The sequence below is a fragment of the Thioclava sp. F36-7 genome (assembly GCF_002020075.1).
GTDB lineage: Bacteria > Pseudomonadota > Alphaproteobacteria > Rhodobacterales > Rhodobacteraceae > Thioclava > Thioclava sediminum.
In genome coordinates this window covers 238,575-251,195 of record NZ_MPZR01000001.1, presented here as the reverse complement: position 1 = coordinate 251,195, position 12,621 = coordinate 238,575, and the positions used below count along the sequence as shown (strand labels likewise).

At 65.4% G+C, this 12,621-nt stretch carries 14 protein-coding genes; 5 read left to right on the top strand and 9 right to left on the bottom strand.

The genetic code is table 11. The features are described 5' to 3' along the window. Positions 1 to 50: 50 nt before the first annotated feature. Both BMI89_RS00980 and BMI89_RS00975 read right to left on the bottom strand, forming a co-directional pair. Positions 51 to 962, bottom strand: a complete 912-nt coding sequence (locus tag BMI89_RS00980; protein WP_078569479.1) for a 5-bromo-4-chloroindolyl phosphate hydrolysis family protein — start codon at positions 960 to 962, stop codon at positions 51 to 53. Positions 963 to 1,215: 253 nt separating this feature from the next. After that, the gene (locus BMI89_RS00975) at positions 1,216 to 2,871 is read right to left on the bottom strand and encodes a pseudouridine synthase (RefSeq protein ID WP_078569478.1); all 1,656 of its coding nucleotides are present in this window, start codon (positions 2,869 to 2,871) and stop codon (positions 1,216 to 1,218) included. Between the two features lie 123 nt (positions 2,872 to 2,994). Here BMI89_RS00975 and BMI89_RS00970 point away from each other — a divergent pair, with 123 nt between their 5' ends. The 5 genes from BMI89_RS00970 to BMI89_RS00950 all read left to right on the top strand — a co-directional run bounded on the left by BMI89_RS00970 (position 2,995) and on the right by BMI89_RS00950 (position 6,169). Continuing rightward, a complete protein-coding gene (locus BMI89_RS00970; RefSeq protein WP_078569477.1) occupies positions 2,995 to 3,444 on the top strand; it encodes a nucleoside deaminase in 450 nt (149 codons plus the stop codon). A 104-nt stretch (positions 3,445 to 3,548) separates the two neighbouring features. Next, positions 3,549 to 3,824, top strand: coding sequence for a peptidase (locus BMI89_RS00965; RefSeq protein WP_078539747.1), 276 nt, complete (start codon positions 3,549 to 3,551; stop codon positions 3,822 to 3,824). Positions 3,825 to 3,889: 65 nt separating this feature from the next. Next, the gene (locus BMI89_RS00960; protein WP_078569476.1) at positions 3,890 to 4,348 is read left to right on the top strand and encodes a PaaI family thioesterase; all 459 of its coding nucleotides are present in this window, start codon (positions 3,890 to 3,892) and stop codon (positions 4,346 to 4,348) included. Then, positions 4,345 to 4,869 carry a PaaI family thioesterase gene (locus BMI89_RS00955; protein WP_078569475.1) on the top strand — a complete coding sequence of 175 codons (525 nt, stop codon included), beginning with the start codon at positions 4,345 to 4,347 and terminating at the stop codon, positions 4,867 to 4,869. The genes BMI89_RS00960 and BMI89_RS00955 overlap by 4 nt, the downstream gene beginning before the upstream one ends. Then, complete coding sequence (locus BMI89_RS00950) at positions 4,862 to 6,169, top strand: MATE family efflux transporter (protein WP_078569474.1); 1,308 nt, start codon at positions 4,862 to 4,864, stop codon at positions 6,167 to 6,169. The genes BMI89_RS00955 and BMI89_RS00950 overlap by 8 nt, the downstream gene beginning before the upstream one ends. A gap of 90 nt (positions 6,170 to 6,259) precedes the next feature. Here the strand turns inward: BMI89_RS00950 and BMI89_RS00945 are convergent, their stop codons facing one another. The 7 genes from BMI89_RS00945 to BMI89_RS00915 all read right to left on the bottom strand — a co-directional run bounded on the left by BMI89_RS00945 (position 6,260) and on the right by BMI89_RS00915 (position 12,613). After that, the gene (locus tag BMI89_RS00945; RefSeq protein WP_078569473.1) at positions 6,260 to 7,591 is read right to left on the bottom strand and encodes a glutamine synthetase family protein; all 1,332 of its coding nucleotides are present in this window, start codon (positions 7,589 to 7,591) and stop codon (positions 6,260 to 6,262) included. A 3-nt stretch (positions 7,592 to 7,594) separates the two neighbouring features. Continuing rightward, positions 7,595 to 8,422, bottom strand: a complete 828-nt coding sequence (locus BMI89_RS00940; protein WP_078546203.1) for an ABC transporter permease subunit — start codon at positions 8,420 to 8,422, stop codon at positions 7,595 to 7,597. Beyond that, positions 8,419 to 9,297 carry an ABC transporter permease subunit gene (locus BMI89_RS00935; RefSeq protein ID WP_078519681.1) on the bottom strand — a complete coding sequence of 293 codons (879 nt, stop codon included), beginning with the start codon at positions 9,295 to 9,297 and terminating at the stop codon, positions 8,419 to 8,421. The genes BMI89_RS00940 and BMI89_RS00935 overlap by 4 nt, the downstream gene beginning before the upstream one ends. Positions 9,298 to 9,352: 55 nt before the next feature. Continuing rightward, the gene (locus BMI89_RS00930; protein ID WP_078569472.1) at positions 9,353 to 10,075 is read right to left on the bottom strand and encodes a transporter substrate-binding domain-containing protein; all 723 of its coding nucleotides are present in this window, start codon (positions 10,073 to 10,075) and stop codon (positions 9,353 to 9,355) included. A gap of 32 nt (positions 10,076 to 10,107) precedes the next feature. After that, entirely contained in the window at positions 10,108 to 10,902 is a 795-nt protein-coding gene (locus BMI89_RS00925) for an amino acid ABC transporter ATP-binding protein (protein WP_078569471.1), read from the bottom strand. Between the two features lie 163 nt (positions 10,903 to 11,065). Next, positions 11,066 to 11,488 (bottom strand): TerB family tellurite resistance protein, encoded by a 423-nt coding sequence (locus tag BMI89_RS00920; RefSeq protein WP_246831943.1) that lies wholly within the window; start codon positions 11,486 to 11,488, stop codon positions 11,066 to 11,068. A 93-nt stretch (positions 11,489 to 11,581) separates the two neighbouring features. Then, positions 11,582 to 12,613, bottom strand: a complete 1,032-nt coding sequence (locus BMI89_RS00915) for an NADP-dependent oxidoreductase (RefSeq protein WP_078569470.1) — start codon at positions 12,611 to 12,613, stop codon at positions 11,582 to 11,584. Positions 12,614 to 12,621: the final 8 nt, after the last annotated feature.

Sequence of the window (12,621 nt, the reverse complement as noted above, 5' to 3'; positions counted from 1 at the left end):
CTTGCGCCTGTCGGGGCAGTTCCCGGTGTCACTCTTCAACTCACGCTTCGTCAATTCTCGCGGGTCGTCGGCACGACCCCTTCGCGCGCCAGCCGGTCGCGCAGCACGTCGATCTCGATCTCCAGCCCTTCGCGGCCATCTTCCAGCATCTTGCGGGTGCGGGCGGTGAAATTCGCCTCCAGATCATCGAGCAGCGCCGCGTAATCGTCGCGTGCCTTTTGATCGCGCGTGTTGCGCCACAGATCGGCGAACTTGATCGTCGCGTCGCGCGCGCCCTCCAGATAAACGGTCATGTAGCGTCGCGCCTGCGCCAGATCGCCGGGATCTTCCTCGACCGCGCGGAACAGATCGCGCGCGGTGGTGGCGAATTGCTCGACGCGGGTGATCAGAACGCGTTCGCCCGAGGGGGTGATGGCCTTGCGCATCTCGGCCAGATAGGCCTCGCCTTCCTTGACCACGCGGGCGACGCGCTCTTGCTGAAACTCGTCTACGCCGTCCATCCCCTTGTCTTTCAGCGGGTCGATACCGAAGGCCACGAGCGAGACCACCGTGCCGATAGCCCCGATCCCGGCCGCGCCGATCACGCCCAGTTCGGGGGCCTGTGCGCCCAATGCGAGACCCAGACCATAGGCGACGGAACCAAGAATTTTCCGCGGGAAGGCCGGGCGCTTGGCCGAGCTGCGTGCGACATAGGCAAACTCGGCCCGCAGCCCTTCGCGGATCGTCCAGGCGGCGCCTGCGATCAGGGCGAAGGCGCCAAGTGCGCGGGCCAGTGCGAAGGGGCCTTCGCCGAAGGCGCCCAGCAAGAAGGGCAGGGCGGCGGCCACGATCCAGAACGGTCGGCCTTCTTCGGGGTGGCGGGCATCGGGACGACGATGGGGCGGCACGCTGCGGGGATCGTGCAGGTCGGGCCCGCTGGCCGGGCCTTGGGGCGAGTATTTTCCGCCATAGCGTTGAGCCATCATACGCTCCCGGTGAGCGCGACCGACAGCGTCAGCGCGATCATCAGCCAGAAAGCGATTCTCTTTTGCGCCTCGCGCGACATCGCCAGCCCCTGCCATCGGACGCGAATTTCGACGTCCTCAGGGGAATTTATAAGCAGGCTGGCGGGTCTATGCCAGAGAGACGGTGTGAAATTCGCGTAAACTCGCCGAGGAAAAAGAAGAGGGGAAAACCACGGCGGTTATCCCCTCCCTAAAAGCGCGTTTTCGCCGGTCAGTCGCGATTGCCGCCGCGCGGCTTGCCACCGAAGGGCTTGCCACCGGGTTTCCCGCCCGGTTTGCCCGAATGCGACTTGAAACCGCCCGAGCGTGCGGGCCGGTCGCCGTGGGATTTGAACCCGCCCGAGCGCGGTTTCCCGCCCGGTTTTCCGCCATGCGATTTGAAGCCGCCCGAGCGGGGCTTGTCGCCGCCACGGTCGTCACGGCCACCTTCGTCGCGATCCCGGCTGAAGCGCGCCTTGTCGCCGAATTTCCCGCTGGGCTTGCCGCCGAACTTCCCGCCCGAGCGGTCATCGCGGTCGCGGTTGAAGCTGGGCTTGTCGCCGCGCGGCCCACGATCGGGGCGGTCGCCGCGATCTTTCGAGAAGCGAGGCTTGTCGCCCCGGTCGCCGCGCTCGCCTTCATCACGATGCGACTTGAACCCACCGGTGCGCGGCTTGCGCGGCCCGTCGCGGAAGGGGTGATCCTCGCGCCCGCCATCTTCGCGATCCTTGCGGAAACGCGGTTTGTCGTCACGGCCACCCTCGTCGCGGTCGCGGTTGAAGCGCGGCTTGTCGCCACGCGGCCCGCGATCCGGACGGTCGCCGCGGTCTTTCGAGAAGCGAGGCCCCCGATCGCCGCGCTCGCCCCGATCACCGCGGTCGCCCTCGTCTCGATGCGATTTGAAGCCGCCCGTGCGCGGCTTGCGCGGACGATCCTCGCGACCACCTTCGTCGCGATCCTTGCGGAAGCGCGGCTTGTCATCGCGCCCGCCGTCGTCGCGATCCCGCTTGAAGCGCGGCTTGTCGCCCCGATCCTTGCGGTCGCCACGCTCGGGACGATCCCCACGCCCTTTGCGCTCGGGCTTGGCTTCGCCGCCCACCGGCTTGTCGTCGAGCAACCCGCCAAGCTGATCGCGCAACATCCTGCGCTTCACTTCCATCACGTCGCCCGCCTTCATGTCCATCAGGCGGAACGGGCCGTAGCTGATGCGGATCAGGCGGTTCACCTGGAAGCCGATCTCGGTCATCGCGCGGCGGATCTCGCGGTTGCGGCCCTCGCGGATGCCCACGGTCAGCCACGCATTCGCGCCCTGCTGGCGGTCGAGCGAGACTTCCATCGGAAGGAATTCCTCGCCCTCGATGGTGATGCCCTGACGCAGCGGCTCGAAGCTCTGCTCGGTCGGGCGGCCATTCACGCGGACGCGGTATTTGCGCAGCCAGCCGGTCTCGGGCAGCTCCAGACGGCGCTTCAGCCCACCGTCATTGGTCAAGAGCAGCAGCCCTTCGGAGTTGAGGTCGAGACGGCCGACGTTCAGCACGCGCGGCATGCCCTCGGGCATCTCGTCGAAAATCGTGCGGCGGCCCTGTTCGTCCTTCTCGGTCGTGACCAGACCCAGCGGTTTGTAGTAAAGCCAGAGCCGCGTTTCCTGCGGTGCGTCGATCGGCTTGCCGTCGATGGTGATCTTGTCGGACGCAGCCACGTCGAGCGCGGGCGAGTCGATCTGCTTGCCGTTCACCGCGACCTTGCCGGCGAGGATCATCTTCTCGGCGTCGCGGCGCGAAGCCACGCCGGAGCGCGCGATCACCTTGGCGATGCGTTCTTTCGCGCCGGATTTCTCGGCGGATTTCGAAACGGAATTTTGGGGGGAGTTGTCGGGAGTGTCGGTCATGTCCGGTTCCTTCAAGGGGAGGGGGCGCGCGAGTCGCTCGGGCGCGAAAGATGGCGATCTACACCTTTCTGCTGCGCGTGGGAAGCGTCTTGATAAGCGCGGATTTGCAAGCGATGAAGAGCCATGAAATTCCGGTCTTTCATGCAACAGGCACTGGCAGAGGCGCGCGAGGCGGCCAAGCGCGGCGAGGTGCCCGTCGGCGCAGTCGTCGTCGCCCCTGACGGTAGGGTGGTGGCCGCCGCTGGCAACCGCACCCGCGAGCTGGGCGATCCGACTGCCCATGCGGAGATCCTCGCGATGCGCGAGGCTTGTGCGCAGATCGGCTCGGAGCGGCTGCCGGGCTATGATCTCTATGTCACACTCGAGCCCTGCCCGATGTGCGCCTCGGCGATCTCTCAGGCCCGGATCGCGCGGCTTTATTACGGCGCGGCCGATCCGAAATCGGGCGGCGTTGCGCAGGGGCCGCGCGTTTTCTCGCATCCGCAAAGCCACCACGTGCCGGAAATCTACGACGGCATCGGCGCGGCGGAGGCCGAGGCGCTTCTGAAGGATTTCTTCGCCGCGCGCCGCTGAGCGACGCCCGTCTGGACGGATTGCCTTTCCTGTGGCATATCAATCGCATCGCAGGCCTCAAGGGCCGCGACCCCCGACATTGGTATCAGTCAGAAGGAGCGGGCATGCGTCCGGCACTGCGTCTGCGCGAAGGTGGCCTTGCGGCCTATCAGCAAGAGATGAAATGGGTCGCTCTGGCCCTCGGCATCGCCTCGACCATCGCCATCGTGCAGAACTGGTACCCGCTCAATCTCTTTCTCAGCCTGCCGTTCTGCCTGATCTGGGCCTATCACGCCTGGCTCCATACCGAGCGGCAGCTGAAATATCTCAATATCATGTTCACCGGTTTCTACCTCTACGGGATCGCGCGCTATTTCCTGATGTCGCAGGGGCAAGGCTGAGGCGCGGGTCTTGTAACCCCGTCGGCCAGCGGGGATAGTCGCGCAAGATATTCGGGGATGATTTCATGAGCGACGAGACCGACAAGATACTCGCACAGGCGCGCCAGTTCATCGAGGCGATCCCGCATTCCCGCGCGCTGGGGATGCAGATGGACGAGATCCGCCCGGGCTGCGCGACCCTGTCGATGCCCTATGATGCGCGCTTCGTGGGCGATCCGCGCACCGGCGTGATCCATGGCGGCGCGGTCTCGGCGCTGATGGATACCTGCGCGGGCGCCGCCGTGATGAGCCATCCGCAGGCCGGGGCCTCCACCGCGACGCTCGATCTGCGCATCGATTACATGCGCCCCGCCACGCCCGGCCAGCGGATCACCGCGCGGGCCGAATGCTATCACGTCACCCGCTCGGTGGCCTTCGTGCGCGCCACGACCCATGACGAGGATGCCGAGCGTCCCGTGGCGACCGCCACCGGTGCCTTCACCGTCTCGCGCCCCGACAAACCCAAATCGGAGGGGCAAGCATGAGCCGTCCCAAGCCCGAACCCGTCCAGCAGGTCAAGCAGCGCCGCGACGGCGCGCTCAAGATGCTCGTCGAGGGCATTCCTTACGCGCAGTTTCTCGGCATCGGCTTCGACCGGCGCGGCGACGAACTGACCGGCGTTCTGTCCTATGACGACAAGCTGATCGGTAACCCGATGCTGCCCGCGATCCATGGCGGGGTGACGGCGGCCTTTCTCGAGGTCACCGCGATCATCGAACTCAGCTGGTCCTACCTGTGGGACGATATCGAGGCGGGGCGGATCGATTTCGACGCGCTCACGCCGGAGAGCCTGCCGCGGCTGCCCAAGACGATCGATTTCACCGTGGACTATCTGCGCTCCGGCCTGCCGCGCGACGCCTATGCGCGGGCGCGGGTCAACCGCTCGGGGCGGCGTTACGCCAGCGTCCATGTCGAGGCGTGGCAGGACAACCGTACCCGGATTTTTGCCCAAGCGACCGGCCATTTCCTGATGCCCGCGCGGGACGACACTTCCCCCAATGGCTGAGATTACCCATGCGCGGGTTCTGAAGATCGCGCTGCCCATCGTCCTCTCGAACGCCACGATCCCGATCCTCGGCGCGGTCGACACGGCCGTCGTCGGGCAAATGGGCCTGCCCGCGCCCATTGGCGCGGTGGGGATCGGCGCGGTAATCCTATCCTCGCTCTACTGGATCTTCGGCTTCCTGCGGATGGGTACGACGGGACTGGTCAGCCAGGCGCATGGCACGGGTGATACCGGCGAGGTCTCCGCCGGGCTGATGCGGGCGCTGATCATTGCGGGCATCGCCGGGCTGAGCCTGATCGTGCTGCAAATTCCGCTGTTCTGGGGCGCGTTCCAACTGGCCCCCGCGAGCGACGAGGTCGAGCGTCTCGCCCGCGACTACCTGCAGATCCGCATCTGGGGCGCGCCGCTGACGATCTCGCTCTACGCCTTCACCGGCTGGCTCATCGCGTTGGAGCGGACCCGCGGTGTCCTCTTGCTGCAAGTGACGATGAACGCGCTGAACGTGGGGCTGGATCTGTTCTTCGTGCTGGGCCTCGGCTGGGGCGTGCAAGGCGTCGCCGGCGCCACGCTGATCTCCGAGATTAGCGGTGTGGTGCTGGCGCTGTGGCTGTGTCGCGCGGCCTTCGTAAACGGCTTGTGGCGCGCGCGCGCAATCTTCGACCGGCTGAAACTGGCGACGATGGCGCGGGTGAATACCGACATCATGCTGCGCTCGATCCTGCTTCAGGCGAGCTTCACCTCCTTCCTGTTCCTCGGCGCGGGGCAGGGCGATGTGACGCTCGCGGCCAATCAGGTGCTGCTGCAATTCCTGCAGATCACGGCCTTCGCGCTGGACGGGTTCGCCTTCTCCGCCGAGAGCCTCGTGGGCCAAGCGGTGGGTGCGCATTCGGTAGCAAGGCTGCGCCGGGCGAGCATCGTGTCCTCGCAATGGGGGATCGGCGGCGCGCTCGCGCTGGGGGCGGTCTTCCTGCTCGCGGGGCCTTCGATCATCGACCTGATGACCACCGCCCCGAATGTCCGCATCGAGGCGCGCGACTACCTGATCTGGATCGCCGCCGCGCCGCTGATCGGCGGCCCGGCCTGGATGCTCGACGGCATCTTCATCGGCGCGACCCTGACGCGCGAGATGCGCAACGCTATGGTGATCTCGGTCGCGATCTACACGGCCGCGCTTTTCGTGCTTATCCCGCTTTTCGGCAATCACGGGCTCTGGGCGGGGCTGATGATCCTCAACGCCACGCGCGGCCTGACGATGGCGCGGCTCTATCCCCGTGCCGAGGCGAAAGCGGCAGCCGGGTAGGGGCGCGGCCCCTCTGCCTGCACCCGGCCTTCCCCTTCCCCTTGACGGAAATATCCCGGGGGAGCGCGTCAGCGCGGGGGCAGCGCCCCCTTAGACCGTATCCAGGTAAAGCTCGGTCTGTTCCTGATCCGACAGCTCCGCCATGTAATGCAGCTCCTGCCGCTTGGTCATGGCGAAATTGGTGATCAGGTCGCGGTCGAAGATGCGCGGCATGATCTCGCAATTCTGGAAGGCGTCGATCGCCGCTTCCCAGTCGGTCGGCATCTGCGGCAGGTCGAGCGCATAGGCGTTGCCCTTGATCGGCTCGGGCGCTTCCATCTTGTCCTCGATCCCGATTAGGGCGGCACCCAGAATCGCTGCGATCATCAGGTAGGGGTTCACGTCGCCGCCCGCCACGCGATGCTCGATCCGCCGCGCCTGCGGGCCCGAGGCCGGGATGCGCAGCGCCGCAGTGCGGTTCTCATAGGCCCAGGCGATGCCGGTCGGCGCATGGGCGTCGGGCACGAGCCGATCATAGCTGTTCTCATGCGGCGCGAAGATCAGGCCCGAGCCCTCCATCGCGGCCAGACACCCGGCCACCGCGTGACGCATCTGGTCCGAGCCTTGCGGCGTGCCGTCGTTGAAGATGTTGTTGCCCTCGGCATCGAGCACCGAGAAATGCATATGCATCCCGTTGCCGGGCCATTCGTCGTAAGGTTTCGCCATGAAGGACGCGGCGAAGCCATGCGCGCGCGCCAGACCCTTCACCAGCATCTTGAACAGCCAGCTGTCATCGGCGGCCTTCAGCGGGTCGGGCTGGTGGCTAAGGTTGATCTCAAACTGCCCCGGACCCGCTTCGGAGATCGCGGTATCGGCGGGAATATCCATCGCCTCGCAGGCGTCGTAGAGCTGGCTGAAGAAAATGTCGAACGCGTCGAGGGCGCGAAGCGAGAGCACCTCACCGCCGGTGCGCCGCTTGCCCGAGCGGGGCGAGGGCGGCACGCGCAGCGTCTTGCCGCTGTCGTCGATCAGGAAAAACTCCAGCTCGGTTGCGACCACCGGGGTCAGCCCCAGCGACTTGTAGCGTTCCACCACGCGCGCCAGCGCCTGCCGGGGGTCGCCCGCATAGGGCTTGCCGTCCATATGGAACATCCAGATCGGCAGAAGCGCGGTCGGCGCCGAGAGCCACGGCATCGGCAGGAAGCCGCGCTCGGTCGGCATCAGAAGCCCGTCGGCATCGCCGGACTCGAAGACAAGCGGGCTGTCTTCGACATCCTCGCCCCAGATGTCGAGATTCATCACCGAATAGGGAAAGCGCGTCCCTTCGGTGAAGACCTTGTCGGCAAAGCGGGCTGGCAGGCGCTTGCCGCGCGCCACCCCGTTGAGATCGGCCGCCGCCACGCGGATCGTGCGAACGTCGGGATGGTCGTGCAGCCAGTTCATGTGTCACCTGATAATCTGCGGCCTGAACCGGAAGCGCTTGCGGCTTTCCTGCGGCAGATGGCGGTTCAGGCGGCGGTTGATCACCCCGAAGACCGCGATGACGCAGAGCGTAAGCAGGATGAAGTAGAACGCCGCGATCGGGTAGGGGATGAAGGGGTTGAAGGTCTTGTCCGCGAAATATTTCGCGTAATAGAGCGCGTCGCCCTCCTGCCGGAACGCCGGGAAGCCCGAGAAGAACACGAGCGTCGTGGCGTGGAACAGGAAGATCGCCTCATTTGTGTAGGACGGCCAGCCGAGCCGGAGCATCGTGGGCCATGTCACGCGGCGGAACTTGGTCCAGCCGGTCATGCCGTAGGCGTCGGCGGCCTCCATGTCGCCTTTCGGCACGGAGCGCAGCGCGCCGTAGAAGATCTCGGCGGCATAGGCGGAGGTGTTGAAGAACAGCACAATCAGTGCGCCTGCCCAGGCCCGCGTGATCCAGTCCGTCGCGACCGTGATCCCGAGGATCGGGAAGCCCGCACGGGGCAGCATCGCGAAGGCCTCGTAGGCGAGGAAGAACTGGATGAAGAGGGGCGAGCCGCGGAACAGGAAGATGAACCATTCGGCCGGTTTGCGGAAGATCGCGCGATCGGAGTTCTTCGCCACCGCGAGCGTCGTGGCGAGGAAGAACCCTGCCAGAAGCGCGAGAATGCCGAAATAGAGGTTCCAGATCATCCCCGAGCCGATCAGGGTGAATTGCTGGCACATGGTGAAATCGGAGCGCGGCAGCAGCCGCTCGCCGATCCCGATCGACCGCAGCCCGTAATCCGCGATGGTCTGAATGCAGCTCATGCGTCCGCCTTTCTCAGCGCTTCCCCGGCCGCCGTGGCCTGCCCGAAGGCGAGGCGGCGGTTGATGCGGGCCAGCACGATCTCGGAGAGCTTGGTCATCACCAGATAGAAGACCAGCAGCACGAGGAAGTAATACAGACGCCAGTCGGGATGCGGATAGGCGTAGATGCTCGACTTGGTCGCGCCCAGTTCGCGCGCCCAATAGACGATATCCTCGATGCCCAGAAGGAACAGCAGCGGCGTTGCCTTGATGAGGATCATCCAGAGGTTCGACAGACCGGGGATCGCATAGGCCCACATCTGCGGGATCAGCACCCGGCGGTTCACCTGCGCGCGGGTCATGCCGTAGGCCTCGGCGGTCTCCAGCTGCGCGCGCGGCACCGCCTGCATCGCGCCGAACAGCACGTTGGCGGCGAAGGCGCCGTAGACGATGGAGAAGGCCACCACGGCCAGCGCGAAGCCATAGGCCTCGTGATAGAATTGCGGGGCCGTGCCGAGCGGGATTTTCGCGGAGGCACAGACGTGGAATTCGTTACCCGTCCAGGCTGGGCCGGGATCGGGGCAGACTGCGCGTGACTTCAGGTACTCAAGCCCCTGGTCCATCGCGATCGGCACGAAAAGGAAGAAGATGATGTCGGGCACACCGCGCACCATCGCGATGTAGCCCCGTCCGAGAAAGCGCAGCGGGGCGGCGCTCGACCGGGCGGCCAGCGCCCCGCCGAAGCCGAAGATCAGCGCCACCGGCGCGGTCACGGCCAGCAGGATCAGCACGATGCCGAACGAGCCATAGAACATGATCTGCTTACCTGTGGTCAGGTAGCAGAGCAGCCAGCCAAGCCCGTGAAGGGCAGAGGGATCGGAACAGCTTTCGAACATCGGACTTTCGGTCGGGACCGGAGCGGCTCATGCCGCCCCGGCCTCGTTTTCTGGATCAGTTCTTGAAGGTCAGGGCGTCGTCGCCGAAATACTTCTTGAGCAGTTCGTTGAGCGTGCCATCGGCTTTCAGCTTGGAAATGCCGTCGTTGAACTTGTCCTTCAGCTCGGTGTCGGACTTGCGCAGGCCGATGCCGATGCCTTTGCCGAGCTGCACGTCGTCGCCCACGAATTCCATGTTGTCCTGGCCCGCGAAGGGCTTGAGCGCGTCCTTGTCGGCGAAGACCGCGTCGGCCTCACCGTTCTTCACGGCGGCGATCGTGTCGTCGAGGGTCGCGTATTCGGCCAGCGTCGCGCCGGTTTCAGCGACATGCGCCGCCTGAATGGTGCCGGTCTGTGCCGCGATCACGCCGCCCTTGAGATCCGCGCCCGGGTCCATCGCCATGTAGGACGAGGCCGCCGGCGGGTAATAGGCCTGGGTGAAGTCGATGGTCTTCTCACGCTCAGCGGTGATCGACATGCCAGCCATGATCGTGTCGTAGTTGCCCGAGAGCAGGTTCGGGATGATCGAATCCCAGTCATTGGTGACCCAGGTGCAGTCGAGGCTCTCCATCTCGCACAGCTTGTCGCCGAGTTCGCGCTCGAAGCCCGCGACTTCACCGTTATCGTCGATGAAGTTGTAGGGAGGGTAGGCGCCCTCGGTGCCCATGCGGACGGTCTGTGCCGCAGCGACGCCAGCCGAAAGGCCGAGGATGGCAGCGGTCAGGATCAGTTTTTTCATTTTGGTTCCCCGTTGTTAATTCTTGGGTTGGTTCACGCCGGCGCGGTGGCCGACAGGAATTGTTGCAGGCGCGTCGATTTCGGCGCGCCGAACAGAGCCTCTGGCGGGCCCTCTTCCTCGATCTTGCCCTGATGCAGGAAGACGACGTGGTCGGAGACGTCACGCGCCAGTCGCATGTCATGGGTGACGAGGATCATGGTGCGGTGTTCGGCGGCGAGGTCCTTGATGACCTTCACCACCTCTTGCTGCAATTCCGGGTCGAGCGCCGAGGTGGGCTCGTCGAAGAGAAGCGCCTTGGGCTCCATGCACAGCGCCCGCGCGATCGCCGCGCGCTGCTGCTGGCCGCCCGAGAGCTGCGCGGGCCAGGCGCCGCATTTGTCGCCGATGCCGACCTTGTCGAGCAACTGGCGCGCCAGCGGTTCGACCTCTGCCTTGTCGCGGCCCAGCACCGTCACCGGCGCTTCCATCACGTTCTGCAGGATCGTCATGTGCGCCCAGAGATTGAACTGCTGGAACACCATCGACAGGTTCGTGCGGAACCGGGTGACCTGCGCGCGGTCGGCAGGGCGACGATTGAGCCCCTCGCCACGCCAATGCACAGACTCGCCTTCGAAGATCACATCGCCCTTCTGGCTGTCTTCAAGCAGGTTGCAGCACCGCAAGAGGGTCGATTTGCCCGAGCCGGAGGAGCCGATCAACGACACCACATGGCCGCGCGGCGCGGTGATCGAGACGCCCTTGAGCACCTCGAGCGAGCCGTAGCTCTTGTAAAGGTCACGGATTTCGATGACGGGCGCGTCTTTGGGCGCAGGCTCGTTTCGGGTCACGCAGGCAGCTTCTCTTTGTCCATCCGCGCAATCTGGCGCGATTTGACCGGTGAATGCAACTGCGTCTGCCCGGTTGACGATGGGGAAGGGGCCGAAATCACGAGCATCTGAGGAAAAAACAGGCGCGGAGCGGTCGCGCTCCGCGCCGGTGTGCCCGTCGAATTCAGGTGCGGCGGGCTTCGACTCGTTGCCTTGCGACCGCCGAATCGACATCGTTTACGCCCAGAAGTTTCGCCGCGAGCCGGATCAGCGCATCCTCATGGGCATCGCGCACGCCATCGGCCAGCGCCACGTCCCACAGCGCCTCGATCACGCCGGTGCGGTCCTCATAGGCGACCTTGTCCTTCAGTGCGCGTGTGAAGCGGACCGTGTCGGGCGCGCCCGCCTCGACCTCTTCGGCGCGCTTGCGCATCTCGGTCGCCTCGAAGCCAGAGAGCCCGTTGCGCTGAGCGAGAACCCGGTCGATCCGGATTTTCTCCTCTTCGGTATAGTTTTCATCCGACCGCGCGAGCCGCACCAGAAGTGCGCCAAGCGCCAATTCGCGATCTTCCCCCTCCATCGGATCGGGGGCGGGATCGTTGAGCATATCGAAAAGGCGTCCAAACATAGAGATAGAGATAAGCGATGCGCGGCGCAGGGCAAGTCACGGATGCGAAAGCCCTGCGCGCGTGCCTCGCTTTTAGCCGACTTTCACGACCATCTTGCCGAAATTGCGGCCCTCCAGCAGGTCATAGAGCCCCTGCGGCGCGGCTTCGAGGCCCTCCACCACCTGCTCCTTGTACTGAACTTTGCCCTCTTTCAGCCAGCCGGTCATCGCTTCGGAGAATTCCTGATAGAGCTCGATCGGGAAGCTGTCGAAGATGATGAAGCCTTGCACCTTCACCTTCATGCGCAGGATCGTCGAGAGGATCTGCGGCCCGTGATCGGGCCCCTCGGGCAGGCCTTGCAGATTATACCACGCGACCATGCCGCAGACCGGCATCCGCGCGAAAGGGTTGAGAAGCGGCAGCACGCCGTAGAGCACTTTGCCGCCGACATTCTCGAAATAGACGTCGATCCCGTCCGGGCAGGCTGCGGCCAGTTGCTCGGCGAAATCCTCGGCGCGGTGGTCGATGCAGGCGTCAAACCCGAGCGTGTCGGTGACATGGGCGCATTTCTCGGCCCCGCCCGCGACGCCGACGACGCGGCAGCCCTTGATCTTGGCAATCTGGCCGACCGTTGCGCCCACCGGCCCTGAGGCGGCGGCAACCACGACCGTCTCGCCCGGCTTCGGCTCGCCGATCCTCAGGAGGCCCGCATAGGCCGTGTAGCCTGGCATCCCGAGGACGCCCAAGGCCCAGCTCGGGTTCTCCGGCTCCGGCCCGAGATTGAGCACCTGCGTGCCATCAGAGACGAAGAAATCCTGCCAGCCCGAGGGCGAAAGCACAAAGTCGCCCTTCGAGAAGCCCGCGACATCGCTCTCCATGACCTCGGCCACGACCTGACCGGTCATCACGCCCCCGATCTCGACCGGGGTTGCGTAGGATTTCGCATCCGACATCCGCCCGCGCATGTAGGGGTCGAGAGACAGCCAGACGGTGCGCAGCAGCATTTCACCCTTGCCCGCCTGCGGCACGGCCTCGGTCTCGAGCTTCAGCGTGTTCTCGTTCGGTGCGCCTTTCGGGCGCTCGGCGAGGATGATCTTGCGGTTGGTGTCGGTGGTCTGTGCCATGAAAGCCT

Bases quoted from the DNA above. Each gene is read 5' to 3' on its own strand.
- BMI89_RS00965 (WP_078539747.1), top strand. From the start codon at position 3,549: ATGCGTCCGGCACTGCGTCTGCGCGAAGGTGGCCTTGCGGCCTATCAG.
- BMI89_RS00920 (WP_246831943.1), bottom strand. From the start codon at position 11,488: ATGCTCAACGATCCCGCCCCCGATCCGATGGAGGGGGAAGATCGCGAA.
- BMI89_RS00950 (WP_078569474.1), top strand. From the start codon at position 4,862: ATGGCTGAGATTACCCATGCGCGGGTTCTGAAGATCGCGCTGCCCATC.
- BMI89_RS00970 (WP_078569477.1), top strand. From the start codon at position 2,995: ATGAAATTCCGGTCTTTCATGCAACAGGCACTGGCAGAGGCGCGCGAG.
- BMI89_RS00935 (WP_078519681.1), bottom strand. From the start codon at position 9,297: ATGTTCGAAAGCTGTTCCGATCCCTCTGCCCTTCACGGGCTTGGCTGG.
- BMI89_RS00980 (WP_078569479.1), bottom strand. From the start codon at position 962: ATGGCTCAACGCTATGGCGGAAAATACTCGCCCCAAGGCCCGGCCAGC.
- BMI89_RS00975 (WP_078569478.1), bottom strand. From the start codon at position 2,871: ATGACCGACACTCCCGACAACTCCCCCCAAAATTCCGTTTCGAAATCC.
- BMI89_RS00915 (WP_078569470.1), bottom strand. From the start codon at position 12,613: ATGGCACAGACCACCGACACCAACCGCAAGATCATCCTCGCCGAGCGC.
- BMI89_RS00940 (WP_078546203.1), bottom strand. From the start codon at position 8,422: ATGAGCTGCATTCAGACCATCGCGGATTACGGGCTGCGGTCGATCGGG.
- BMI89_RS00945 (WP_078569473.1), bottom strand. From the start codon at position 7,591: ATGAACTGGCTGCACGACCATCCCGACGTTCGCACGATCCGCGTGGCG.
- BMI89_RS00930 (WP_078569472.1), bottom strand. From the start codon at position 10,075: ATGAAAAAACTGATCCTGACCGCTGCCATCCTCGGCCTTTCGGCTGGC.
- BMI89_RS00960 (WP_078569476.1), top strand. From the start codon at position 3,890: ATGAGCGACGAGACCGACAAGATACTCGCACAGGCGCGCCAGTTCATC.
- BMI89_RS00955 (WP_078569475.1), top strand. From the start codon at position 4,345: ATGAGCCGTCCCAAGCCCGAACCCGTCCAGCAGGTCAAGCAGCGCCGC.